Here is a 21932-nt window from a genome sequence, read left to right on the forward strand (position 1 = left end):
GCGCCCAAGGATAGCCAATGTCCGCTGTCAGGTGTGCTCCTGGCCGGGCATTTTTTCAGGCGGCGGGCCGGTGTGCTCGCGCAAGGCCGTTTCGAGTTCGAGCAAGGCCTGCACAATCGCCTGCCGGGCGCTTTCGATCTGCGGCCTCGGAGCGTCCTCCTGGCATTGTTTTTCCAGGATTTCGCAGTGTTCCACCAACGCGTTGGCCTGGGCGATCCGCGCCGCGCCCTTGATCTTGTGGGCCATGTCGATGAGGGGTACCAGGTCACCGCTGATGGGCAGTCCGAGCAGTTCCTCGCGGTCCGCCTGGCAACTGCTCAGCAGCTCGTCGATCAAGCGACGCATCAGCAGCGGCTCGCCCCCGGTCAGGGCGTGCAGGCCGTCGAGGCTGAAGGCGGCCTGGCTCGGACGCGGGCGCGGCGTGACGTCGGCGAGTTTCTGGTTGAGGGTGGTCAGGCTGATGGGCTTGAACAGGCAGTCGTTCATGCCGGCTTCCTTGCAGCGGGTGCGTTCCTCGGGCTGGGCGTTGGCGGTGAAACCGAACACCGTGCAGGCCGGGAGGTCATGGCGGGCTTCATGTTCGCGCAGGCGGCGGGTCATCTCGTAGCCGTTCAGGACGGGCATGTTGCAGTCGACGATCACCAGGTCGAAATGCCCGTCTTTCCAGGCCTGCAAACCGGTTGCACCATTCTGTGCGGTGCTGAACGAGTGGCCGAGAAAGCCCAGTTGCTGGCACATCAACAGGCGGTTGGCCGGGTGGTCGTCCACCACCAGGACATTCAGCGCCTGCAGCGCCGGGGTCAGTTCCGGATCGCGCCGGGCGGTGCCTTGAGTGGCTTCGAGGCAGTCCAGTTCCAGGGCCACCACCACTCGGGTGCCTTCGCCCGGCACGCTGGACAGGCTCAGGGTGCCACCCATCATTTCGCACAGGCTGCGGCAGATCACCAGGCCCAGGCCGGCGCCGCTACGGGCCAGGTGGCCGGAGTTGTCGGCCTGTACAAAGGGCTCGAACAGCCGGGCCTGATCGGCGGCGCTGATGCCGATGCCGCTGTCCTGGACGGTCAGGGTCATGTTCGTCCGTTGCGCTACCGCGGTGGGCTGCATCTGCAACGAGATGGTGACCTGGCCCTGTTCGGTGAACTTGATGGCATTGCTGATCAGGTTGGACAGGATCTGCTTGAAGCGCAGGGGATCGATCAGGATGTCGCCGATGTCCTGGCGTTCAGGCAGCTGCACCACCAGGTCCAGCTGTTTCTGCCGTGCCAGGCCATCGAAGACCCGGACCACCGATTCCACCAGTTCGCCGAGGTTGACCCGCTCGGGGGACAGGCTCAGGCGACCGGACTCGATGCGGGCGATATCGAGGATATCGCCGATCAGTTCCAGCAGGTCCTTGGCCGAGTTGTAGGCGACTTCGATGGCGGGGCGATCGAGGTGGCCCTGGTCCGCGCGCTTGAGGGTCAGTTCGAGCATGCCGATCACCGCGTTCATCGGCGTGCGGATTTCGTGGCTCATGGTTGCCAGGAAGGTGCTCTTGGCGCGGTTGGCGCTGTCGGCCTGGTCCTTGGCCGCGCGCAGTTCTTCGAACAGTTCGCGGCGTTCGCTGATGTCGATCCAGCCGCCGATGATGCCCTGCACCTCGCCCAGGGAGTTACGGTAGGGCAGGATCCAGTGATAGATGGTCATCCGGCGGTCGCCGATATGCAGGGTGCGGTCGCAGATCTGCGCCGTGCCTTCGTCCATCACCCGCTGGTAGTCGGCCTGGTATTCCCGGGCCTCGAAGGCGTTGCCCTGGTAGGCGTCCATGACCCGCTTGCCGATCACATCCTCGAGCTTGGTCGAGAAGGCTTGCAGGTAGCTGTCGTTGCAGGTCTGCAACAAGCCTTCGCGATCACGCACATAGATCGGGTGCGGGGTGCCGTTGACCAGCGCGCGCATGAATTCGAACTGGTCGCTCAGGGCCCGCTCGGCCAGTTGCCGTTGCCGGATCTGCCGGCGCATGTAGGCGTTCCAGCCCAGCGAGAGCAGCAGCAGCGCGCCGGCCCCCATGACGATCTGCAGGATCAGCCGATGGTAGTTGCGCCAGTAGCTCTCGGACGACGGTGTGTAGCCGCGCCAGCGACTGTTGATGATGCCCAGTTCGTCCGGGGCGATGCTCAGCAGCGCCTTGTCGAGAATCGAGCCCAGCTCCGTGGCCCCACGGGCAGTGGCCAGGGCGAAGATCGCCTGCTGGGTGCCGATGGTCGCGCTGATCTGCAGCTTGTCGTCGAAGGTTTGCGAGGCGATCAGGTAGTTGGCGATCACCAGCGAACTCACCGCGCCTTCCGCCTGGCCCTGGGCGAGCAGTTCGACCGCCTTGAGGCTGTCGTCGGTTTCAATCAGCTTGATCTCCGGGAAATCGCTGCGCAGGTAGTCGATCAGCGGGTTGCCGCGGATCACCGCCAGGCGCCGGCCCTGCATCTGGTCGAGGTTGTTGACGTTGTCGCGGCCCTTGGCCGTCAGCAGCACGAACGAGTTCTCCATGTACGGCCGGCTGAAATGCAGGATGTTCTCGCGTTCATTGGTCGGGCTGACGGCGGCGATAATGTCGGCCTGGTCGTTTTTGATCCGGTTGATCATGTCGTCCAGGCTGCGCGAGCGCTGCACGTCGAAACGCAGGCCGGTGCGCAGGCGGATCAGTTCCAGCAGGTCGGCGGTGACGCCACGGAAACTGTTGTCGGCGTCGAAGAAGGTGATCGGCGCCAGGGCTTCGTTGACCACCACGCGGACCACCGGGTGCTCCTTGATCCAGCGTTCTTCGCGCGCGGTCAGTTGCAGCTTGTGGTCGGTCAGCAGGATGTCGCTGCCGGCGCTCCAGCGGTGGGCGATACTCTCGCGCTCGCTGGTGGGGATCGCCTTCAGGGTGGCGTTGACGGCGCCCAGCAGGGCGGCGTTGTCACCGCGCACGGCAAAGCTGAAGCCGTAGGCCTCGTGCTTGCCGAAGTTGGCCATTTTCACATTGCGCAAATAGCCCTTGTTGATCAGGTAGTGGGTCGAGATGGTGTCGCCGAGAAACACGTCGGCCTGGTCGAACGCCACGGCGTTGAGCGCGTTCAGGTAGGACGGGTAGAACTGCAGCGTGGCATTGGGATAAAGGCTCTTGATCTCGTCCAGTGGCAGGTAGTGGTAGACCATGCTCAGGCGCATGCCCGCCAGGCCATCGCTCAGGGCGCGGGTTTCGTTTTCACGGGTGACCAGCACCGGCTGGTCGATGGCGTAGGGGGTCGACAGCGCGATGTTCTTGTTCACCGCCTCGAAGCCGTTGGCGCTGCCGAGCAGGTCGATCCGGCCTTGTTCGAGGGCACTGATGGCGGCTTCGCGGGTGGCAAAGCTCTGCACCTTGATCGGCAGGCCCAGGGCCTTGGCCAGGATACCGGCGTAGTCGGCGGTGATGCCTTCATAGTCATGGCCGCTGACGGTCATGTCGAAAGGCGGGTAATCCGGGGCGGAGGTGCCGAGCACCAGCTCGCGCTTGTCCTCGACCCAGCGCCGTTGCTCCTTGTCCAGCACGACCTCCATGTGGCTGGCGCTTGAACGGCTGAGTAATGAGAAGTGGGTGATACCCGGGGTCTCTGCAAGCGCTGACAGGCACAGGCACAAGCCTGTGATCACCATCAGATAGTCCTTTATGCGCATGGGCATTGGTTTTCTCACACTACCGCGTTGCGTTTGGCCATCTCGATAAGCTCTACCAGGGATTTGGCCTTGAGTTTTTGCATAAGTCTTTTCTTGTAGGTACTGACGGTCTTGTTGCTGAGAAACATACCCTTGGCGATTTCCTTGTTGGTCCGGCCCTGGGCAAACAATTGCAGGACCATCAGTTCCCGATCATTGACGAGTTTGAAGAGTTCGATCTCCGGATTTTCCGGCCCCTCTTTTCGAGCACCGATCAACGCCTGGCTTGGGAAGTAATTGTAGCCGGACAGTACGGCCTTGATCGCACTCAGCAACTCGCTCAAGTCTTCGGCCTTGCAGACATAACCCGAGGCGCCGGACTGCATGCAGCGCATGGCGAACAGGTTGGGCGTCTGCGCCGTCAGCACCAGGGTCTTGAGCGGCGAATTCATTGCATTGAAGCGGGCCAGCACCTCCAGGCCGTCGAGTTTGGGGATACTGATATCGAGGATCACCAGGTCCGGCATGCATTCGCGGACCATTTGCATCGCGTCGACACCGTTATCGGTTTCCCCGACTATTTCATAACAATCTTCTTGTTCCAACAATATCCTGATGGCCAGGCGGACAACGGGGTGGTCGTCGACGATAAAAACCGAGTTCATAATAAAGTCCCATACGAGCTGTTTGGAAAGCGCGAACCTTAGCTCAGTTGGACAAGCGGGCGCATGAAGGGAAGGCCCTACAGAGGTAGTATAGGAATATTCCTACTTTAAATAGGGTTTCGACTTACGCATGACGCAAGTTTGAAAGGGAAGAGCCGTTCAGTATTGAATGGGGTGGTTATACGGAATGGTTGATGCTTTATAAATTCTTATAATGTTTTGGGAAATGTCCTACTTGCTGGTAGGCATGTTTTTGCCATTGCCGCCCCCGGGGCGGAGTCGGGGCAGGGGGGCAGGTCACGTCGGCGCGCCGGGATGAGGCTCGGCGATGGCTAGGGCTCGGCAGGGCCGCGTACCTCATGCGGGTAGCGATCCAGGCCCAGGGCGCTCTGCAGGTCCGGGCCGTTCAGCGGTTTGCTCAGGCAGCCGAGCAAGGGCAGCCGTCGCTCCAGCGCGAGGGCGCTGAGGGCCGCGAGTTCTTCGCTGCTGAGGCTGCTGAGCAGGATCGCCTGTTTGATCATGCCGCTGCGGCAGGCGGTTTCGATCAGGTCCAGCCCGAGGACGTCCGGCAGGCACTGGTCGCACAACATCAGGTCGAACGGGGTGTGCGCCGAATTCAGTGCACTCATGGCTTCCCGGGCGTTGAGCGTTGGCGTCAGGGCGTGGAAGCCATAGCTGTTGAGCAGGCTCTGGGTGGCGGCCAGTTGAAAGGGGTGATCCTCTACCAGCAACACGCGTAAGTTGTGTTTGGGCATGGTGTTTTCCGGGCGACCTGTCGGCTCGGGACAAGGCTACATAGATAGGCGCTGTGTAGGAAAATATGCCTGGAATCGGGCGCTTGTTGAATGGCAGGTCAGCTTGAGTGTGGGCGGCAGACATAAGAGGAAAGCAATTATTTCAGTGGGCCGAAGCCATGATCAATCAGTTCATTCTCTCGCCGATGTAGGTTTTATCCCGCTAGACAGCCCGCCCTGATCAGGGGCGGGCGGCTGAGGTTTATACCGGGCTGGAGCGACCGGTCATTTCCCGGGCCATTTCACTGGCGTAGCTGTCGGTCATGCCGGCGATGAAGTCGATCACCCGCAGGAACGAGCTGTGCAGCGGCCACTCGGGCCGGGGGGCGCTGTTGCCGAGCAGGTCGAGGATACGCCGATGCTTGAACGACGGCGTGCGTCCGCCGTGTTGTTCCAGGGCCGCGCCACAGAAGGCGTTCAAGAGGATTTCCAGGGTGGTGTAGGCGCCGATCTCGTGGAGGGTCTTGCGCTTGTCCTGGAAGATTTTCTTGCGGGCGATGTCCTTGGCGTTGAGCACGCAGCGTTTGGCCGGGCCATGCATATGCTCGACCAGATCCCCTGGCAGGGTCCCGGCCAGCAGCGCGTCCTGTTGCTCGACGAAGGCCCTGGCCGCGGCGTTGGTCAAGTGTTCGATGGCCTTGCCGCGCAGGATCGCCAGCTTGCGTCGACGGGAGTCCTGCGGCCCGAGTTGCCGATAGGTTTCCGGCAGGTCGTCGCCCACCAGGCCGAGCAGCAGGGACTCGACCTCGGCATACTCGAGCAGGTCCATTTCCAGGCCGTCTTCCAGGTCGATCAGGGCGTAGCAGATATCGTCGGCGGCCTCCATCAGGTAGACCAGCGGGTGGCGCGCCCAGCGTTGTTCCTCCAACTGTGGCAGGCCGAGCTTGTGGGCGATCTGCTCGAGAATCGGCAGTTCGCTCTGGTAGCAGCCGAACTTGTGTTTCTTGTAGCCCAGGGAATCGGCGTGGCGCGCCGTCCACGGGTACTTGAGGTAGGTGCCGAGGGTGGCGTAGGTCAGGCGGGTACCGCCTTCGAACTGGTGATATTCCAGCTGGGTCAGGACCCGGAAGCCCTGGGCGTTGCCTTCGAAATTGAGGAAGTCATTGCCTTCGGCCACGCTCATGCCGTCCAGCCAGCCGCGCCCGGCCGCCTGCTGGAACCAGTGGCGAATGGCGTCCTCGCCGGAGTGGCCGAACGGCGGGTTGCCGATGTCATGGGCCAGGCAGGCCGATTGCACGACCATGCCCAGGTCGCTCGGTTCGCACCAGTCGGGCAGGGCATCGCGCAGGGTTTCACCGACGCGCATACCCAGGGAGCGACCGACACAACTGACTTCCAGCGAGTGGGTCAGGCGGGTGTGGATATGGTCGTTGCTGGTCACCGGGTGGACCTGGGTCTTGCGCCCCAGGCGCCGGAAGGCTCCGGAGAAGATGATGCGGTCGTGGTCTTTGTGGAAGGGGCTGCGGCCCAGTTCTTCAGGGCTGTGCAGCGATTTCCCGAGACGTTCGCGGGTAAGCAGGGTGTGCCAATCCAAGGCGGGGCTCTCCGTCGGTGACTGATGCCCCAGCTTCCCGTTTAGTGTGCCGGCCTGCAAGCAAAACTGTGCAAGTAAACCTGTGCAGGCAAACCTTATAGGCCGGCGGCGTCGATGTCGATCAGCAGCAGCCGCTGGCCGTTGCCGAAGAATTGCCCGGCGGTCAGGCAATACTGGTTGCTGGTGGCGTCGCGATAGGTGCTGGAAAGGATCAGACGGCGCTCGTCCCAGCCTTCGGCCAGCAGGTGATAGAAGTAGGGCCGCCAGGACCAGTTGTGGCCCAGGTAGCTGCTGTCGGCCTGCCAGGCATTGTGGCGCCATTCCAGATTGGGCGTGAGCTGGGTGCCGTGGCGATCGCACTGGTAGAAACGCAGCAGCCAGGGGTAACCGTCGGGCCGTGGCAACTGGCTGAGCGGTGCCTGGCCCTGGGCCCAGCTCTGCAGTGTGGCCATGAGCCCGCCCAGTTGCTGGCGCAGGTTCATCAGGCGCGCGCGCTCGGCCAGCTTCTGCTGCACATAACGCTCGCGCAGTTCGGCGAAGCGGGCGACAAAGGCATCGGTGGCAAAGAAATCCAGTTCGGCCTTGGCGAACAGATAACCCTGGACGTAACGCGAGCCGCATTCCAGGGCGAAATTCAGCTCGGCCTCGGTTTCCACGCCTTCGGCGATGATCCAGCAGCCGGTCTTTTCCGCCATTTGCGCCAGGGCCTTGACCACTTCGCTGCTGGGACCGCCGCGGGCCGCGGCCTGGAACAGGCGCATATCGAGCTTGAGAATGTCCGGCTGCAAGGCCAGCACCCGATCGAGTTGGGAATACCCGGCGCCGAAATCGTCGATGGCGATCCGTGCGCCGGCCTCTCGATAGCGCTTGACCACTTCCGCCAGGCGCAGGCTGTCGCCCCCCAGTTCGGTGATTTCGAAGACGATGCGCCGTGGGTCGACAGCGTACTGCGCCAGTTGCTTGAGGCTCGGCAGGGCCTGGCCATTGCTCAGGCGGCTGATCCAGCGCGGCGACATGTTCAGGCTCAGGAACCAGTCCGGGGGCGCTTCATGCAGTCGGCTGAGGGCGTTGTCGCGGATCTGCCGGTCCAGGCGTCGCAGTGCGGCGGAGGGGGTTCGCGGATCGGCGAACAGGGGGCCCACGGAGGTCAGTTGTCCATTGTCCTGGCGCAGTCGGCCAAGGGCCTCGACACCGGCGATACGGCCGGTGGCGGTATCGATGAACGGCTGAAAGCAGGCGAGCGGTTGCCCGTCGATCACGGTGCCTCCTTGGGCTGGGTCTTATAAGTCTGGCTGCGGCGGGCAAGGCAGATTGAGCGCGAGCCCGAAGGTTCGTGCTCAACCCGATGGCTACTGCAAGAATGCAGCCAGCTTTTCTGGCGTCAGGGTTTGGACGCGGTGCCCCGCAGCGCCAGCCGAATCAGCGGCAACAGGCTGGCCCCCAGGCGCGCCCAGCGCGACAGGCTGTCGACGCCGCCGCCCTTGGCGCCCCTGCCGCTCATGAAGCCCAGCAGCGTGACGATGCCGATTCCCCACAGGGGCGCGTGCTTGAGGCCCAGGTTGGCCTGCCAGTTCCGACCCAGGCCGCGCATGCGCTGCAAGGGTTGCAGCAGTTCGCGGGACTCATGGCGGATTTCCTGGCGATGCATTTCCATGCGCAGGCGGATCAGCGCCTTGCGCATATCACGCCGGGTATGGAGGTGCGTCAGGTCGGGCAGGCTCATGGCAGCAGTCGCTCGCGGTCGTTGGCCAACTCTTCAAGGGTGGCATGGAAGGGCGACGACTCATCGAAGATCGCCGCTTTCAGGCGCAGGGCGCAGAACAGCGCGGCCATGCAGTAAAACACGCAAAGGCCGATGATCCCGGCCAGGCGCGCGGTGTCCCAGAGCAGGATCAGTACCAGCGCCGACAGCCCCACCAGCAGCAACAGGCCGAACACCAGGGTCAGCCCGGCGAACAGCAACAGGCTGACGGTCCGGGCCTTCTGCTCCTGGAGCTCGATGCCGAACAATTCAACATGGCTGTGCAACAGGCCGAGGAACGCCGCACCCAGGCGGCGACTCGAGGCGCCGCTGCCGCTCGATTCATCCCCGGCCATATCAGCGCCGCGTCGCCAGCAGGCCGACGATAAAGCCGATACCGGCGGCAATCCCGATGGACTGCCAGGGTTTGGCCTGGACGTAGGCTTCGGTCGCGTCGACCGCCGCCTGGCCGCGATCGCGCAGGGAGGCTTCGGTCAGTTGCAGGGTTTCGCGGGCCTTGAGCAGGCTTTCGTGAATCTGTGTGCGCAGCTCATCGGCCTGGTCGCCAGCAAGACTGGCGGTGTGCTCGAGCAGGCGCTCGGTGTCGCTGACCAGGGTCTGGAAATCCGCCATCAGTATTTCTTGAGCCGTCTGTGCCGTTTTGCGAGCCATGATGTTCTCCGTGAAAAGCTATCTATGAAAAAGCGTCCGTGAAAAGTCTGTGCAGGTTTCGAGTGTGGACCCGGGCTGAAGGTTCACTGCGATCGGCTGGTACAGCTTTTGCTTTGTGCTGGTGCGTTGTGCCGGGCATGTGCGCTGTATTTGGGCGCGCCAGGGCCCTGGCCTGCGAAAACCATACCTCAAATAATCAAAAAACGCGGAAAAAACCCGAGGGTTCCTCGCGCTGCGTGTTTCGTCCTGCGCCAAAGCGGTTCGCTCTCGGCTCGGTGTGGCGCCAATCTGGTGCGAAATGCGTAGTAATTGAACTGCTTTGGTGCTTTTCCCTGACTTCAGGTCTGCCGTCTCCATGGAAAATTTGCAAAGCGCTGTGGACACTCTGGTCCACGGTTCCAACACCCTGTTCATTCTGCTCGGGGCGGTCATGGTCCTGGCCATGCACGCCGGTTTCGCCTTTCTCGAGGTCGGCACCGTTCGGCAAAAGAACCAGGTCAATGCCTTGTCGAAAATCCTCAGCGACTTCGCGATTTCGACCCTGGCCTATTTCTTTATAGGTTACTGGATTTCCTACGGTGTGAGCTTTTTACAGCCGGCGGCGCAAATCAGCGGCGACCACGGCTATGGCCTGGTGAAGTTCTTTTTCCTGCTGACGTTCGCGGCGGCGATTCCGGCGATCATTTCCGGCGGGATTGCCGAGCGTGCGCGGTTTGCCCCGCAGTTGTGCGCCACCGCCCTGATCGTAGCCTTTGTCTACCCGTTTTTCGAAGGCCTGGTCTGGAACGGTAACTTCGGCCTGCAAGCCTGGCTGCTGGCGCGCTTTGGCGCCAGCTTCCATGATTTCGCCGGCTCCGTGGTGGTGCACGCCATGGGTGGCTGGCTGGCGCTGGCGGCGGTGCTCTTGCTGGGGCCGCGTCAGGGTCGCTACCGCGAGGGACGGTTGGTGGCGTTCGCACCGTCGAGCATTCCGTTCCTGGCCCTGGGGTCGTGGATCCTGATCGTCGGCTGGTTCGGCTTCAACGTCATGAGCGCGCAGACCCTGCAAGGGGTGAGTGGGCTGGTGGCGGTCAATTCGTTGATGGCGATGGTCGGCGGCACGGTGGCGGCGCTGATCATCGGCCGCAACGATCCGGGCTTCCTGCACAACGGCCCCCTGGCCGGGCTGGTGGCGATCTGTGCCGGTTCCGACCTGATGCACCCGGTGGGCGCGCTGGTGACCGGCGTGGTGGCGGGCGGCTTGTTCGTCTGGTGTTTTATCGCGGCCCAGAGCCAGTGGAAGATCGACGATGTGCTTGGCGTCTGGCCGTTGCATGGCCTGTGTGGGGTCTGGGGCGGGATTGCCTGTGGGATCTTCGGCCAGCAGGCGTTGGGCGGCCTGGGTGGCGTCAGCCTGGTCAGCCAGTTGATCGGCACCGGCTTGGGGGTGGTGGTGGCCCTGATCGGTGGCTTTGCCGTGTACGGCGCGATCAAGGCCGTGCATGGCCTACGCTTGAGCCAGGAAGAGGAGTACTACGGGGCCGATCTGTCGATCCACAAGATCGGTGCGGTGAGTCAGGACTAATCCGACTCGGTTCGCTATGATCAACCCCAGATCAGGGGGGGCGTGTGGCCAGGTTCCCGTCGAGCGGAGAGGTCTATGGAGCGTCTGTATTCACTGCAAGGCTTGAGGGGCGCGGCAGTGCTGGGCGTGGTCTTGTTCCACATGGCGGCGGTCGAGCACAAGTACTCCGGCGGCGATACCTTGCTGCCGGCGTGGGTGGATTTTTTCCAGCTGGGCGTCGACCTGTTTTTTGTCATCAGCGGCTTCGTCATGGTGATCGTCACCCGCGGCCGCTTCCAGGATCGGGTCCAGGCCCAGCGTTTCCTGTTCAACCGGGTCTCGCGGATCTACCCCAACTACTGGCTCTACTTCTTTATCACCCTGGCGGTCTATCTGGTCCAGCCGATGCTGGTCAACAGCTCCCACGGCGGTTCCAACCTGTGGCTGTCGTTCCTGCTGCTGCCCAATGATCGGGTATTGCTGGTGATGGTGGCCTGGTCGCTGGTGTTCGAGTTGTGGTTCTACCTGGTGTTCAGCCTGCTGCTGGGGTTTCGCGAGCGTGGCTTGCCGCTGTTGCTGCTGGCCTGGGCGGTGGCGCTGGTGGCGTTCAACCTGCTGGACTCCTGGCGCGACTATTCCTCGGCCCTGAAGATTATCCTGCACCCCTATGCACTGGAATTCATTATCGGCAGCGCGGCGGCGCTGTTCTTCTATGGTCGGCACAGTGCAAAAGTACCGAACGCCGTGCTCTGGCTGGTCCTGGCGACGGCGCTGGTGCCGGGTTTTGCCTTGATCGGGCACTATGAACTGTTCTCTACCGAGGGCTTGCCGAGGATGCTGTGGGTGGGGCTGGTATTCGGCGCCCTGACACTGTCGCTGGCCTTGCTGGAGCGGCGCCAGTTGATCCGTTGCCCACGCTTCCTGGTCTTCACCGGTGATATGTCCTACACCATCTATCTCTCGCACTTGCTGGTGCTCGGCGTCGTGGGCCGGGCCTGGCAGATCATCGGCAACTGGCCGACCCATATCGAGGACAATCTGGTGTTCCTGGTCCTGATGATGCTCGCGGTCTGGGGTTACGGCTGGGTCGGCTACTCGTTTTTTGAAAAACCGGTGCTCGATCGGGCGACAAGCTACTGCAAACGACGGTTTCGGACCGTCTCCTCCCACAAAGCGTCCGATCCGTTGCCGGACGGCAAATGAGGATGGCTAAAGTCCTCAACGGCAATCTGGATGCCTTGAAAGTCCTGCTGGCGATATTTGTCGTGGTGCTGCATTGCCATTTCATGGGCGGCAACTACACCGCGGTGGGTTACTTGCTGTGCAATGGCTTGTTCCGCGTGGCGGTGCCGACCTTCTTTGTCATCAACGGTTACTACCTGTGGCAGACCCTCGCCTCCGGGCACTCGTTTGCGCTCTGGTTCAAGCGTGGCCTGCAGTTGTATCTGCTCTGGATGCTGGTCTACAGCCCGATCTATGCGAGCTTCGCCGACCTGGGCAGTGTCGGCGGCGTGCTGGGAATACTGAAGCAGTTCGTGATCGGTTACTTCCACCTCTGGTACCTGGTGGGCATGCTCGGTGGCGGCCTGATCCTCTACCTGTTGCGCAATCGACCCACGGGCCTGCTGCTGGTGCTGGCGTCGAGTGCCTTTGTGGTCGGCCTGGTGCTGCAATATGCCCGGGTCTATTTCGAGCTGCCCAACGCCTTTCTCCAGCATTTCAACCAGAACGACTACACCGCGCGGAATTTCCTGTTCATGGGCTTTCCGTTCATGGCGCTGGGGTTTCTCCTGGCCCGTCACGGCGTGCCGGAACGGGCTACCCGGGGAAAGGTCTGCCTGGCGTTGGCGCTCGGCCTGGCCCTGCTGTTGGGCGAAGCCTGGCTGAATTACTCGCATCAGGCCGATGCCCGGCAGAACTTCGATTTCCTGGCATCGTTGCCGCTGGTCACGTCGGCGTTGTTCCTGTTGCCGTTCGTGTTTTTCCGCGCTTCCAGCAGCAACCTCAACGCCAAGCTGTCCTCCGCGCTCTACTATGTGCATCCGTTGTTCCTCTACGGGGCGTTGTCGGCGGGACTGGCGTACGGCAATACCCTGACCGCGGTAGTGCTGCTCCTGGCTTTAGTCGCGGCACCATTGCTGATCCTCGTCAGCCGGCGTGTGCGCTTCCTGCTCTGAGGGCCGTGTCGTCGCTCGACTGGCCCGGATGACGGACCTAGAATAAGTCTTCATCCTGTCCCGGACCCCTTGCCATGCTTCCTGAATGCCAGCTGTTCGGCACCCTGGGTTGCCATCTCTGTGAAGTCGCCGAAGCCCTGCTGATGCCGCTGGTCGATCACGGCCTGATGGTGGAACTGGTGGATATCGCCGCCGATGAGGCCTTGTTCGATGCCTATGGCTTGCGGATTCCGGTGCTACGCCGGGCGGACACCAGGGCCGAGTTGGACTGGCCCTTTGATGTCGAGCAGGTCGTGGCTTTTCTACGCTGAAGCGATCTATCTCGCTCCTGTCATATGCCTGCTGCACCCTTGTCGGGTGGTGGTGGCGCTTCTGTTTCATCAAATTACCTGCGGTTGCGCTGGAAAAACGACTGTGCTTACGTCGCTGCATGACGTTTGAGGCAGCACGTTCCAGTGGTGCAAGGGAGGAAATGAAATGAAAGGGAGGTCCATTCTGCTGGTCAACCAACTGGGCGGTCGCAAGTTCCTGGCCACCGTGGTGGTTGGCGTAAGCACCGCGGCGTTGACCTGGTATGGAAAGATCGATGGTGGGACCTACGCCATGGTGATCCTCGGCACGGTGGGCTCGTTCATCGGCGGCAACGTCTATGGAAAAGTCCATCCCAGGGAATCATGAGGGCTGCCGGCAGGCGGCAATCGGTTGGCGGGTCATCAAAAAATCAGTTACTGTATGTTTATACAGTTTTCGTTCCGGTGTTGGGACAGGATGCCCACCCTGACGTGCGCACCCGGGAACGGAATCCAGAGAGATTAAGAGGGTTAAAGCATGCTCAATGTCGAACAATTGAAATCCAGCGTGAACCGCATGTCCGCTGATGTGGTGCGCGAGGCGGTACTCGAGTTGCGCCTGGACGGGCTGGTAACGGAAGGCAAGACACCGTTCAACAAGTTGCATTTCAACACCTGTTTCGCGGAAATCGAAGCCCTGTTCCAGCGCGCGGGTTATCACCGGCAACTGGATGTGGTGGGTTACCAGGGCTTGTTGTACGCCCTCTACGATCCGGGGCGCTGGGAGGCGGTGGATGTGTTGCGCTGGCTGAAGGACTACACCGAGGCGGCCGGTGCAAAGCTGCTGGGTAGCAAGATCGCTTCGGGCTGAGGCACGGGCAGGGCGACGGGCATCGCGATTGCGTTACCGCGAGCCTAGGTTCTGCCAGGGTCTTGCGGGATAATGCCGGCTTGCCCAGCCGTTCGAGTCCTGTCATGTCCGCCTTGCCCTTCAATGCCGCCGAGCACCAGGCCAGCACCTTGTACCTGCCACCCGGTTCGTGGGCCACGGTGCTGGACTGCCTGTGCGAACATTTCAAGGCGATCAGCCGCGAGCAATGGCTCGATCGCATTGCCCGCGGCCGGGTGCTGGACGCCGAGGGAGTGGCCATCAGCGCGCAGTTGCCTTACCGCGAAGGCCTGCGCATCCACTACTTTCGCGAAGTGCCGAACGAGACGCCGATTCCGGTGAGGGAGACGATTCTCTACGCCGATGAACACCTGGTGGTGGCGGACAAACCGCATTTCCTGCCGGTCACGCCGGCCGGCGAGTATGTCGAGCAGACCTTGTTGCGACGCTTGATCCACCGTCTGGACAATCCGCACCTGGTGCCGTTGCATCGGATCGACCGGCACACCGCCGGCCTGGTGCTGTTCTCGGCCAATCCCGCGAGCCGTTCGGCCTATCAGGCGCTGTTTCCGACCCGGCAGATTGAAAAGCGCTACGAGGCGATTGCCCGTGCCTTGCCGAGCCTGTCGTTCCCGCTGGTGCACAAAAGCCGCCTGGTGGAAGGCGAGCCGTTTTTCCGCATGCGCGAAGGGGACGGTACCAGCAATACCGAAACCGCTGTCGAGGTCGCTGAAAAAAATGGCGAGCTGTGGCGCTACGGGCTGTATCCGGTGACGGGCAAGAAGCATCAGTTGCGGGTGCACATGGCGGCCCTCGGCGCGGGCATCTGCAACGACCCGTTTTATCCACAGGTGCTCAAGGATGCCGTGGATGACTACGCCAACCCTCTCAAGCTGTTGGCCCAGGGCTTGCGTTTCATTGATCCGATCAGTGACCGGGAGCGTCGCTTCGAGAGCGAGATCGTTCTGCACTGGTGACACCGACGGCCGTCAGTAGCAGGCCTGGGCTTGGGCCTGAGCCGCGCTCACCGCGGCCCGCAGGCCCAGCAGGTAGCTGTCGACGCCGAAACCGCAGATCTGGCCCCGGGCCACTTCGGCCAGCACCGAAGGCTGGTGCAAGGGTTCGTTGCGATTGATATTGGCCATGTGCAACTCGATCACCGGCACCGACAAGTGCGCCAGGGCGTCGCGAATATCGTAGCTGCTGTGGGCCCAGGCACCGGCATTGATCAGCACTGCGTCGACCTGCTCGCGGGCGCCTTGGCGAATGCGGATGCACATCGCCCCCTCGCTGTTGGTCTGGAAACTGGTGACATCCACGTCCAGTTCCCGGGCCAGCGCGCGCAGGCGCTCGTCGATCTGTTCCAGGGTGATGCCCGCATGGCGGATCGGCTCGCACTTGCCGAACAGATGGTGGTTGAGGCCGTGCAGCATCAGGACTTTCATGATTCAGCTACCGGAAGAGAAATGGGCTCGGGTGAGGGATTCCCATAGAATAGGTCGTACCCGCGGGTTGTGCCTGTACGTCGCCGCCGTCGGGAAAAAACGACGGAGCCCGCGCAAGGCGGGCTCCGTGTTGAAAGCGTAGAGGCTTTACAGCTCTTTGACTGTCCGCACCTGGTCCTTGTTGATGCGGGTCTTTTTACCGTCCAGTTGCTTGAATTCGTAGAACCCCGAGTCTTCGTCGTATTTCGGGGTGTCCACCGCCTGGATTTCACGTCCGTCATTCAAGGTGATCACCGTCGGCGACGAGCAGCCGGCGAGGCCGGCCAGGGCGGTTGTCAGCAGGAGTGCGGCAAGAGTCCGTTGCGTCATGGTACTTCTCCGGAAAGGGTGTGTTTTGAGAATAGCGTTAATGGATGTCAGGGCCGATGGATTACAACACTGATTGAAGTTTCTGACGGATATAGGCTCGGCAAGTTCCTTATGAGGGTGCATCAGGCGAGTGATCCGGCGATTGCAGCAGCTCCGGGGTATTCAGATTGGCCAATCGGGGATCATCCGGCGGGCACTGCAGGGCCTGGGCCCGCAGTTGCAACATGACCTTGCGCGGACTGCGCTCGCCCAGGGCCCAGGCGCTGTCGAAGACCCCTGCGTGGACAGTGGGGATCACACATAACAGCGGTTCCCAGTGTTCGCCCTGGCGCAGCATCAGCGGCCGGCTCGGATCGCGGCGAACGGCCTCGAGCATGGCCGTGAGCAAGGCGGCGTCGATTTGCGGCACATCGCAGGGCAGTACCAGCAAATGCCCATGGCGTGCCGCCGCGAGGCCCGCGCGAATGCCGGCCAGGGGCCCGGGAAAATCGTCGCTGTCGTCGCTCACCAGCCGGTCGGCATAGGCCGCATAGCGCTCCGGGTTGCGGTTGCAGGAGATGATCAGGTCATCGGTGAACGGCCGCGCCACGGCATGCAGATGGGCGATCAACGGTTGCCCGCGCCACTCCAGCAGGCCTTTGTCCTGGCCGCCCATGCGTTGGCCGCGACCGCCGGCCAGGAGCAGAATGGAAAAGTCGTTTACGGACATGGGCAGTGGTCTCGACAGCAGTGATCAAAAGGGAGGCTGTGATATAACACCGGGCTGTTCCTCCCTACAACTGGACCGAGCCTATGAAAGCCAAGGCTGATACACCTTTCGTACCGCTGAACATCGCGGTCTTGACCGTCAGTGACACCCGTACCTTTGAAACCGACACCTCGGGGCAGGTCTTTGTCGACCGCCTGACCGCCGCCGGGCACCACCTGGCCGAGCGGGTGTTGCTCAAGGACGACCTCTATCGGATTCGCGCGCAGGTCGCTACCTGGATCGCCGAAGACGTGGTCCAGGTCGTGCTGATCACCGGCGGCACCGGTTTTACCGGGCGCGACAGCACCCCGGAAGCCGTGGCCTGCTTGCTGGATAAACAAGTCGACGGCTTTGGCGAACTGTTCCGGCAGATCTCCGTGGCGGATATCGGCACCTCCACCGTGCAATCCCGGGCCCTGGCCGGCCTGGCCAACGGCACCCTGGTCTGCTGCCTGCCGGGTTCGACCAACGCGGTGCGCACCGGCTGGGACGGGATCCTCGCCGAGCAGCTGGACTCGCGCCATCGCCCGTGCAACTTCGTCCCCCATCTGAAACAGGCGGCGCCTTGTGAATCCCGCGGGTAAGCCGGGCAAGCTCGGTGCCTTGATGCCGGTGGAAGTCGCCCTGGCCCGTCTGCTTGAACTGGCCGAGGCGGCGCCGATCCGTGAGGCGCAGCGTGTACCGTTGGCCCAGGCCGATGGGCGGGTGTTGGCCGAGGACCTGATTTCCGGTCTCGATTTGCCGCCCTGGCCCAACAGCGCCATGGACGGGTACGCCCTGTGCCTGGCCGATTGGCAGGGCGAGCCGCTGCCAGTCAGCCAGCGGATTTTTGCCGGGCAGGCCCCCGAGCCTTTGCAGCCGGGCACTTGCGCGCGGATCTTTACCGGTGCCCCGGTGCCGGCGGGGGCCGATTGCGTGGAAATGCAGGAAAACGTCGAGGTACTCGCCGATGGGCGGGTGCGCTTTATCGAAGCGCTGGTGGCTGAGCAGAATATCCGGCCCCAGGGCCAGGAAACCACGGTGGGCGAAGTGGTACTCACCGCCGGGACCCGCTTGGGGCCGATCGAGCAGGGCTTGGCGGCGTCCCTGGGCTGTGCCGAGCTGAATGTGGTGCGGCGGGTGCGGGTGGCCGTGCTGTCCACCGGCGACGAGTTGATCGAGCCGGGCCAGCCGCTGGGGCCGGGGCAGATCTACAACAGCAACCGCGTGTTGCTGTGCAGCTGGTTGACGCGCCAGGGTTGCGAAGTGCTGGATGCCGGGATTTTGCCGGATGACCTGGAGGCAACCCGCCAGCGCCTGACGCAGTTGGGCGATGTCGACCTGATCCTGTCCACGGGCGGGGTGTCGGTGGGCGAAGCCGATTTCCTTGGCATCGCCTTGCGCGAGGCCGGTGAGCTGGAGCTGTGGAAGCTGGCGATCAAGCCGGGCAAACCGCTGACCTTCGGGCATTTTCGCGGGGTGCCGGTGATCGGCCTGCCGGGCAATCCGGCTTCGACCCTGGTCACCTTTGCGTTGTTGGCCCGGCCTTATCTGTTACGTCGCCAGGGTGTACAGGAGGTCCGGCCCTTGCAGTTCAAGGTGTCGGCCGGGTTTGTCTGGCCCAAGCCGGGCAATCGCCGTGAATACCTGCGCGGGCGCCTGGAAAACGGCCGGGCGATCATCTACCGCAACCAGAGCTCCGGCGTGCTGCGTAGTGCGGCGTGGGCAGAGGGTTTGGTCGAGGTGTTGGAGGAGAGCACCCTGGTGGAAGGTGACTGGGTCAACTTTATTCCGTTGAGCGAAGTGCTGGGTTAGTCCGGCAGGTTCATAAGGTGGTCTTGAGGGCCTCTTCGCGGGTAAGCCCTGCTCCTACAGTGCGGTGTCGGACACAAGTCTGAAGCACGCACAAACCTGTAGGCGCAGGACTTGCCCGCGAAGCTCTTGGCGTCCTCCAGAACGCCACAATCGCATCAGCCCTCCAACGACCCCCCCGCCAGCGCACAGAGCTGGATCGGGTCGAGGATATGCACTTCCTTGCCTTCGGCGGCGATCAGTTCATTGCTCTGAAAACGGGTAAACACCCGCGAGACGGTCTCCACCGCCAGCCCCAGGTAATTGCCGATCTCGTTGCGCGACATGCTCAGGCGGAACTGGTTGGCCGAGAAACCCCGGGCACGGAAGCGCGCCGAGAGGTTGACCAGGAAAGTCGCGATGCGCTCGTCGGCGGTCTTTTTCGACAGCAGCAACATCATTTGCTGGTCGTCACGAATCTCCCGGCTCATCACCCGCATCAACTGCCGGCGCAATTGCGGCAGTTGCAGGGCCAGTTCGTCCAGGCGCTCGAAGGGAATCTCACAGACCGAAGTGGTTTCCAGCGCCTGGGCCGACACCGGATAGGTCTCGGTATCCATGCCCGACAGGCCGACCAGTTCGCTCGGCAAATGAAAGCCGGTGATCTGTTCTTCGCCGCCGTCACTCAGGCTGAAGGTCTTCAGCGCCCCGGAGCGCACGGCATAGACCGAGCCGAACGTGTCGCCCTGGCGAAACAGGAACTCGCCTTTCTTCAGTGGTCGGCCACGCTTGACGATTTCGTCCAGCGCATCCATGTCCTCCAGATTCAGCGAAAGTGGCAGGCAGAGAGGGGCCAGGCTGCAATCCTTGCAATGGGCCTGACTGTGGGTGCGCAATTTCACTGGGTCGGACATTTCTTAAATCCTTGTGGGAGAACACACATAAGACGTAAGGGTAACCCAGCTAGGGTCGCTCAGGCCAGCCTGCGCCGAAATGGCGCACCCCTGCCGTAGGTGACCACCCCCCCCAACTCGGATCCTGGGTTGGCGTGAGTGGCACCGCGCAGGTCCGGGGCCCGGCCGTGGCAAACCGATCGATCCTTCAGATCACCCGCGAGAAACGCTGGCGGTTCTGCTGTTCCAGATAGGCATCGAAGACCATGCAGACCGAACGCACCAGCAGGCGCCCGGCCGGCAGGACCGTGAGGCGCTGGCTGTCGAGTTCGATCAGGCCGTCCGCGGCCATCTCCGTCAGGCGTGGCCAGAGCGCGGCGAAATAACCGCCGAAGTCGATATTGAACTGGCGCTCGATATCGGCGAACTCCAGGCTGAAGTTGCAGATGATCTGCTGGATCACGGCCCGGCGCAGGCGGTCGTCGGCGTTGCACAACAGGCCCCGGCTGGTGGCCAGTTGCGCACTGGCGAGGGTGTTCTGGTACTGGTTCAGGTCACTGCTGTTCTGGCAGTAGAGGTCGCCGATCTGGCTGATGGCCGAGACTCCGAGGCCGATCAGGTCGCAATGGCCGTGGGTGGTGTAGCCCTGGAAATTGCGCTGCAGGGTCGATTCTTCCTGGGCAATCGCCAGCTCGTCGTCGGGCAGGGCGAAGTGGTCCATGCCGATATAGCGGTAACCGGCGGCGGTGAGTTGCTCGATGGTGCGGTGGAGCATTTCCAGCTTGTCGGCCGGCGCCGGCAGGTCATCGCTGTTGATCCGGCGTTGCGGCATGAAGCGCTCGGGCAGGTGGGCGTAGTTGAACACCGACAGGCGATCGGGTTGCAGGTTGATCACTTCGTCGACGGTACGGGCGAAGTTGTCCGGGGTCTGCTTGGGCAGGCCGTAGATCAGGTCGATATTGATCGAACGGAATTGCAGGGTCCGCGCCGCCTCGATGATCGCCCGGGTTTCTTCCAGGCTCTGCAGGCGATTGACCGCCCGTTGCACGTTCGGGTCGAGGTCCTGCAGGCCGATGCTGACCCGGTTGAAGCCCAGTTCGCGGAGCAGGCCCATGGTCGACCAGTCGGCTTCCCGTGGGTCGATCTCGATGCCGTAGTCGCCGGAATCGTCGTCCAGCAGGTTGAAGTGCTGGCGCAGGCAGCTCATCAGTTGTCGCAGTTCGTCGTGATTGAGAAAGGTCGGGGTGCCGCCGCCCAGGTGCAGTTGCTCGACTTTCTGCGCCGGGTTGAGGTGACAGGCGACCAGCTGGATTTCCTGCTCCAGGCGTTGCAGGTAGGGCAGGGCGCGGCCGCGGTCCTTGGTGATGACCTTGTTGCAGGCGCAGTAGTAGCAGATGTTCGCGCAGAACGGCACGTGTACGTACAGCGACAATGGCCGCAGGGCCTTGCGGCTGTCACGCAGGGCGTGGAGCAGGTCGAAAGTGCCGACCTGGCTGTTGAACTGTACGGCCGTGGGATAGGAGGTGTAGCGCGGTCCCGCGATGTCGTAGCGGTGGATCAGGTCTGAGTCCCAACGAATGGCGTCGAGCATGCGGGCGTTCCCCCGGATTGGCTGCAATATCCGAAGTCTAGGGGCTGCGCCACCGGGCCATCTTGACCTGAATCAACGGCCGTTAGTGCCCCATCAACCAGTGCTGGTGCGGCCCCGGCAAGGTCCACAGGCCGAACAGGATCACCAGCAGGCCGCCGCTCATGCGCACGCTGCGTTTGCGCAGCACGGCGGTGACCCGCTCCGCCGCCAGCCCGGTGGCCAGCAGCACCGGCCAGGTGCCCAGGCCGAAGGCGAGCATCAGCAGCGCACTGTCGACGGCATTGCCCTGGCTCGCTGCCCAGAGCAGGGTGCTGTAGACCAGCCCGCACGGCAGCCAGCCCCAGAGCGCGCCCAGCAGCAAGGCGCGGGGCAGGCTCGACACCGGCAGCAGGCGGTTGGCCAGCGGCTGGATATGCCGCCACAGGCCGCGTCCCAGGCTTTCGATACGGGTCAGGCCGCTCCACCAGCCGGCCAGGTACAGGCCCATGCTGATCAACAGCAAGCCGGCGATCACCCGCAGAAACAGCGCCGCCGGGCTGCTGGCCACGGCCCAGCCGGCGAGGCCGATCAGCAGGCCGGCGCTGGCATAGCTGAGAATTCGCCCGAGGTTGTAGGCCAGCAGCAGGCGAAAGCGCCGGCTGCGTTGCTCCGGGGGAATCGCCAGGGTCAGGGCGCCCATCAGGCCGCCGCACATGCCCAGGCAATGACCGCCGCCGAGCAGGCCGAGAATCAGCGCCGAGACCAGCAGGGGCGCGAGTTCAAGCATGGGGTGGGGCCTTGTCGTGCTTGTCCGGGGTGGCTTTGCTTTCTTCGACGGCGGCGGTGTGGTTCGGGTCCTGGTCGTCGAACAGGATGCTGTGGGCCGGACCTTCGAGGTCGTCGTACTGGCCGCTGTCCACTGCCCAGAAGAAGATGTAGACGGCGATGGCCACGATCAGCAGCGCGGCGGGGATCATGATGTAGAGAGCTGGCATGGGAACTCCATGCCCGCGCGGCTCAGGCCGGCAACGGGCTTTGCTTTTTCATAATTTCTCACTTCCAGATCGCGTGAAAACGTAGCGAGCGAAGGAAAGGCAAGGCAAAAACAGGCGAGGAAGCGGAGTTTACTGACTGTAAATGAGCATTCCGAGCCTGTTTTTAACGCAGCATTTCCGAGC

24 protein-coding genes are annotated in these 21932 nt (G+C 62.8%); 9 read left to right on the forward strand and 15 right to left on the reverse strand.

Features of this window, described 5'->3' with window-relative positions; all coding sequences use genetic code 11:
* Window positions 1-27: 27 nt before the first annotated feature.
* The 8 genes from M5C56_RS19910 to M5C56_RS19945 form a co-directional block, all read right to left on the reverse strand.
* Window positions 28-3681, reverse strand: coding sequence for a transporter substrate-binding domain-containing protein (locus M5C56_RS19910; protein ID WP_103499311.1), 3654 nt, complete (start codon window positions 3679-3681; stop codon window positions 28-30).
* A gap of 8 nt (window positions 3682-3689) precedes the next feature.
* Window positions 3690-4319: a response regulator transcription factor gene (locus M5C56_RS19915; protein WP_040064687.1), complete on the reverse strand. Its 630-nt coding sequence runs from the start codon at window positions 4317-4319 to the stop codon at window positions 3690-3692.
* Between the two features lie 332 nt (window positions 4320-4651).
* Window positions 4652-5074, reverse strand: a complete 423-nt coding sequence (locus M5C56_RS19920) for a response regulator (RefSeq protein WP_103499312.1) — start codon at window positions 5072-5074, stop codon at window positions 4652-4654.
* A gap of 241 nt (window positions 5075-5315) precedes the next feature.
* Window positions 5316-6647 carry a deoxyguanosinetriphosphate triphosphohydrolase gene (locus M5C56_RS19925; protein ID WP_103499313.1) on the reverse strand — a complete coding sequence of 444 codons (1332 nt, stop codon included), beginning with the start codon at window positions 6645-6647 and terminating at the stop codon, window positions 5316-5318.
* A gap of 95 nt (window positions 6648-6742) precedes the next feature.
* A complete protein-coding gene (locus M5C56_RS19930; protein ID WP_103499314.1) occupies window positions 6743-7906 on the reverse strand; it encodes an EAL domain-containing protein in 1164 nt (387 codons plus the stop codon).
* 122 nt (window positions 7907-8028) lie between these two features.
* Window positions 8029-8370: a hypothetical protein gene (locus tag M5C56_RS19935; RefSeq protein WP_103499315.1), complete on the reverse strand. Its 342-nt coding sequence runs from the start codon at window positions 8368-8370 to the stop codon at window positions 8029-8031.
* The gene (locus M5C56_RS19940; protein ID WP_103499316.1) at window positions 8367-8744 is read right to left on the reverse strand and encodes a phage holin family protein; all 378 of its coding nucleotides are present in this window, start codon (window positions 8742-8744) and stop codon (window positions 8367-8369) included. Before M5C56_RS19940 ends, M5C56_RS19935 begins: the two co-directional genes overlap by 4 nt.
* A gap of 1 nt (window position 8745) precedes the next feature.
* Window positions 8746-9060 (reverse strand): DUF883 family protein, encoded by a 315-nt coding sequence (locus M5C56_RS19945; protein WP_103499317.1) that lies wholly within the window; start codon window positions 9058-9060, stop codon window positions 8746-8748.
* Between the two features lie 355 nt (window positions 9061-9415).
* Between M5C56_RS19945 and M5C56_RS19950 the strand changes: the two genes are divergently transcribed.
* The 7 genes from M5C56_RS19950 (at window position 9416) to M5C56_RS19980 (ending at window position 14936) form a co-directional block, all read left to right on the forward strand.
* On the forward strand, window positions 9416-10624 hold the full coding sequence (locus M5C56_RS19950; protein ID WP_103499318.1) for an ammonium transporter: 1209 nt from the start codon (window positions 9416-9418) through the stop codon (window positions 10622-10624).
* A gap of 75 nt (window positions 10625-10699) precedes the next feature.
* Window positions 10700-11806: an acyltransferase gene (locus M5C56_RS19955; protein ID WP_103499319.1), complete on the forward strand. Its 1107-nt coding sequence runs from the start codon at window positions 10700-10702 to the stop codon at window positions 11804-11806.
* A gap of 2 nt (window positions 11807-11808) precedes the next feature.
* A complete protein-coding gene (locus M5C56_RS19960) occupies window positions 11809-12780 on the forward strand; it encodes an acyltransferase family protein (protein ID WP_103499320.1) in 972 nt (323 codons plus the stop codon).
* Between the two features lie 74 nt (window positions 12781-12854).
* Window positions 12855-13091: a glutaredoxin family protein gene (locus M5C56_RS19965; RefSeq protein WP_103499321.1), complete on the forward strand. Its 237-nt coding sequence runs from the start codon at window positions 12855-12857 to the stop codon at window positions 13089-13091.
* 166 nt (window positions 13092-13257) lie between these two features.
* Window positions 13258-13458, forward strand: a complete 201-nt coding sequence (locus M5C56_RS19970) for a hypothetical protein (protein ID WP_100940593.1) — start codon at window positions 13258-13260, stop codon at window positions 13456-13458.
* A 150-nt stretch (window positions 13459-13608) separates the two neighbouring features.
* Window positions 13609-13941 (forward strand): transcriptional regulator, encoded by a 333-nt coding sequence (locus M5C56_RS19975; protein WP_100940592.1) that lies wholly within the window; start codon window positions 13609-13611, stop codon window positions 13939-13941.
* 104 nt (window positions 13942-14045) lie between these two features.
* Window positions 14046-14936, forward strand: coding sequence for a pseudouridine synthase (locus M5C56_RS19980; protein ID WP_103499322.1), 891 nt, complete (start codon window positions 14046-14048; stop codon window positions 14934-14936).
* Between the two features lie 12 nt (window positions 14937-14948).
* On the opposite strand, the gene M5C56_RS19985 is transcribed toward M5C56_RS19980, so the two are convergent.
* From M5C56_RS19985 to mobA, 3 genes are all read right to left on the reverse strand, one after another.
* Window positions 14949-15404, reverse strand: coding sequence for a type II 3-dehydroquinate dehydratase (locus M5C56_RS19985; protein WP_247263296.1), 456 nt, complete (start codon window positions 15402-15404; stop codon window positions 14949-14951).
* Window positions 15405-15551: 147 nt separating this feature from the next.
* On the reverse strand, window positions 15552-15773 hold the full coding sequence (locus M5C56_RS19990; RefSeq protein WP_103499324.1) for a YgdI/YgdR family lipoprotein: 222 nt from the start codon (window positions 15771-15773) through the stop codon (window positions 15552-15554).
* Window positions 15774-15882: 109 nt separating this feature from the next.
* Entirely contained in the window at window positions 15883-16482 is a 600-nt protein-coding gene (gene mobA / locus M5C56_RS19995) for a molybdenum cofactor guanylyltransferase MobA (protein ID WP_103499325.1), read from the reverse strand.
* An 83-nt stretch (window positions 16483-16565) separates the two neighbouring features.
* Here mobA and moaB point away from each other — a divergent pair, with 83 nt between their 5' ends.
* Both moaB and glp read left to right on the forward strand, forming a co-directional pair.
* A complete protein-coding gene (gene moaB / locus M5C56_RS20000) occupies window positions 16566-17105 on the forward strand; it encodes a molybdenum cofactor biosynthesis protein B (protein ID WP_103499326.1) in 540 nt (179 codons plus the stop codon).
* Window positions 17106-17127: 22 nt separating this feature from the next.
* The gene (gene glp, locus M5C56_RS20005) at window positions 17128-18315 is read left to right on the forward strand and encodes a gephyrin-like molybdotransferase Glp (protein ID WP_177103108.1); all 1188 of its coding nucleotides are present in this window, start codon (window positions 17128-17130) and stop codon (window positions 18313-18315) included.
* Window positions 18316-18470: 155 nt separating this feature from the next.
* Here glp and fnr read toward each other — a convergent pair whose 3' ends face one another.
* The 4 genes from fnr to ccoS all read right to left on the reverse strand — a co-directional run bounded on the left by fnr (window position 18471) and on the right by ccoS (window position 21749).
* Window positions 18471-19205: a fumarate/nitrate reduction transcriptional regulator Fnr gene (gene fnr, locus M5C56_RS20010; RefSeq protein WP_103499328.1), complete on the reverse strand. Its 735-nt coding sequence runs from the start codon at window positions 19203-19205 to the stop codon at window positions 18471-18473.
* A gap of 187 nt (window positions 19206-19392) precedes the next feature.
* A complete protein-coding gene (gene hemN, locus M5C56_RS20015; protein ID WP_103499329.1) occupies window positions 19393-20775 on the reverse strand; it encodes an oxygen-independent coproporphyrinogen III oxidase in 1383 nt (460 codons plus the stop codon).
* 82 nt (window positions 20776-20857) lie between these two features.
* The gene (locus M5C56_RS20020; protein WP_100940583.1) at window positions 20858-21541 is read right to left on the reverse strand and encodes a sulfite exporter TauE/SafE family protein; all 684 of its coding nucleotides are present in this window, start codon (window positions 21539-21541) and stop codon (window positions 20858-20860) included.
* Window positions 21534-21749, reverse strand: coding sequence for a cbb3-type cytochrome oxidase assembly protein CcoS (gene ccoS / locus M5C56_RS20025; RefSeq protein ID WP_103499330.1), 216 nt, complete (start codon window positions 21747-21749; stop codon window positions 21534-21536). The genes M5C56_RS20020 and ccoS overlap by 8 nt, the downstream gene beginning before the upstream one ends.
* Window positions 21750-21932 lie beyond the last annotated feature (183 nt).

Source organism: Pseudomonas sp. MWU13-2862 (assembly GCF_023242495.1).
Classification (GTDB): Bacteria; Pseudomonadota; Gammaproteobacteria; order Pseudomonadales; family Pseudomonadaceae; genus Aquipseudomonas; species Aquipseudomonas gingeri_D.

Coding starts and splice junctions, on each gene's coding strand:
- M5C56_RS19910 (WP_103499311.1), bottom strand. CDS start 3,681: ATGCCCATGCGCATAAAGGACTATCTGATGGTGATCACAGGCTTGTGC.
- M5C56_RS19915 (WP_040064687.1), bottom strand. CDS start 4,319: ATGAACTCGGTTTTTATCGTCGACGACCACCCCGTTGTCCGCCTGGCC.
- M5C56_RS19920 (WP_103499312.1), bottom strand. CDS start 5,074: ATGCCCAAACACAACTTACGCGTGTTGCTGGTAGAGGATCACCCCTTT.
- M5C56_RS19935 (WP_103499315.1), bottom strand. CDS start 8,370: ATGAGCCTGCCCGACCTGACGCACCTCCATACCCGGCGTGATATGCGC.
- M5C56_RS19940 (WP_103499316.1), bottom strand. CDS start 8,744: ATGGCCGGGGATGAATCGAGCGGCAGCGGCGCCTCGAGTCGCCGCCTG.
- M5C56_RS19945 (WP_103499317.1), bottom strand. CDS start 9,060: ATGGCTCGCAAAACGGCACAGACGGCTCAAGAAATACTGATGGCGGAT.
- M5C56_RS19950 (WP_103499318.1), top strand. CDS start 9,416: ATGGAAAATTTGCAAAGCGCTGTGGACACTCTGGTCCACGGTTCCAAC.
- M5C56_RS19955 (WP_103499319.1), top strand. CDS start 10,700: ATGGAGCGTCTGTATTCACTGCAAGGCTTGAGGGGCGCGGCAGTGCTG.
- M5C56_RS19960 (WP_103499320.1), top strand. CDS start 11,809: ATGGCTAAAGTCCTCAACGGCAATCTGGATGCCTTGAAAGTCCTGCTG.
- M5C56_RS19965 (WP_103499321.1), top strand. CDS start 12,855: ATGCTTCCTGAATGCCAGCTGTTCGGCACCCTGGGTTGCCATCTCTGT.
- M5C56_RS19970 (WP_100940593.1), top strand. CDS start 13,258: ATGAAAGGGAGGTCCATTCTGCTGGTCAACCAACTGGGCGGTCGCAAG.
- M5C56_RS19975 (WP_100940592.1), top strand. CDS start 13,609: ATGCTCAATGTCGAACAATTGAAATCCAGCGTGAACCGCATGTCCGCT.
- M5C56_RS19980 (WP_103499322.1), top strand. CDS start 14,046: ATGTCCGCCTTGCCCTTCAATGCCGCCGAGCACCAGGCCAGCACCTTG.
- M5C56_RS19985 (WP_247263296.1), bottom strand. CDS start 15,404: ATGAAAGTCCTGATGCTGCACGGCCTCAACCACCATCTGTTCGGCAAG.
- M5C56_RS19990 (WP_103499324.1), bottom strand. CDS start 15,773: ATGACGCAACGGACTCTTGCCGCACTCCTGCTGACAACCGCCCTGGCC.
- mobA (WP_103499325.1), bottom strand. CDS start 16,482: ATGTCCGTAAACGACTTTTCCATTCTGCTCCTGGCCGGCGGTCGCGGC.
- moaB (WP_103499326.1), top strand. CDS start 16,566: ATGAAAGCCAAGGCTGATACACCTTTCGTACCGCTGAACATCGCGGTC.
- glp (WP_177103108.1), top strand. CDS start 17,128: ATGCCGGTGGAAGTCGCCCTGGCCCGTCTGCTTGAACTGGCCGAGGCG.
- fnr (WP_103499328.1), bottom strand. CDS start 19,205: ATGTCCGACCCAGTGAAATTGCGCACCCACAGTCAGGCCCATTGCAAG.
- hemN (WP_103499329.1), bottom strand. CDS start 20,775: ATGCTCGACGCCATTCGTTGGGACTCAGACCTGATCCACCGCTACGAC.
- M5C56_RS20020 (WP_100940583.1), bottom strand. CDS start 21,541: ATGCTTGAACTCGCGCCCCTGCTGGTCTCGGCGCTGATTCTCGGCCTG.
- ccoS (WP_103499330.1), bottom strand. CDS start 21,749: ATGCCAGCTCTCTACATCATGATCCCCGCCGCGCTGCTGATCGTGGCC.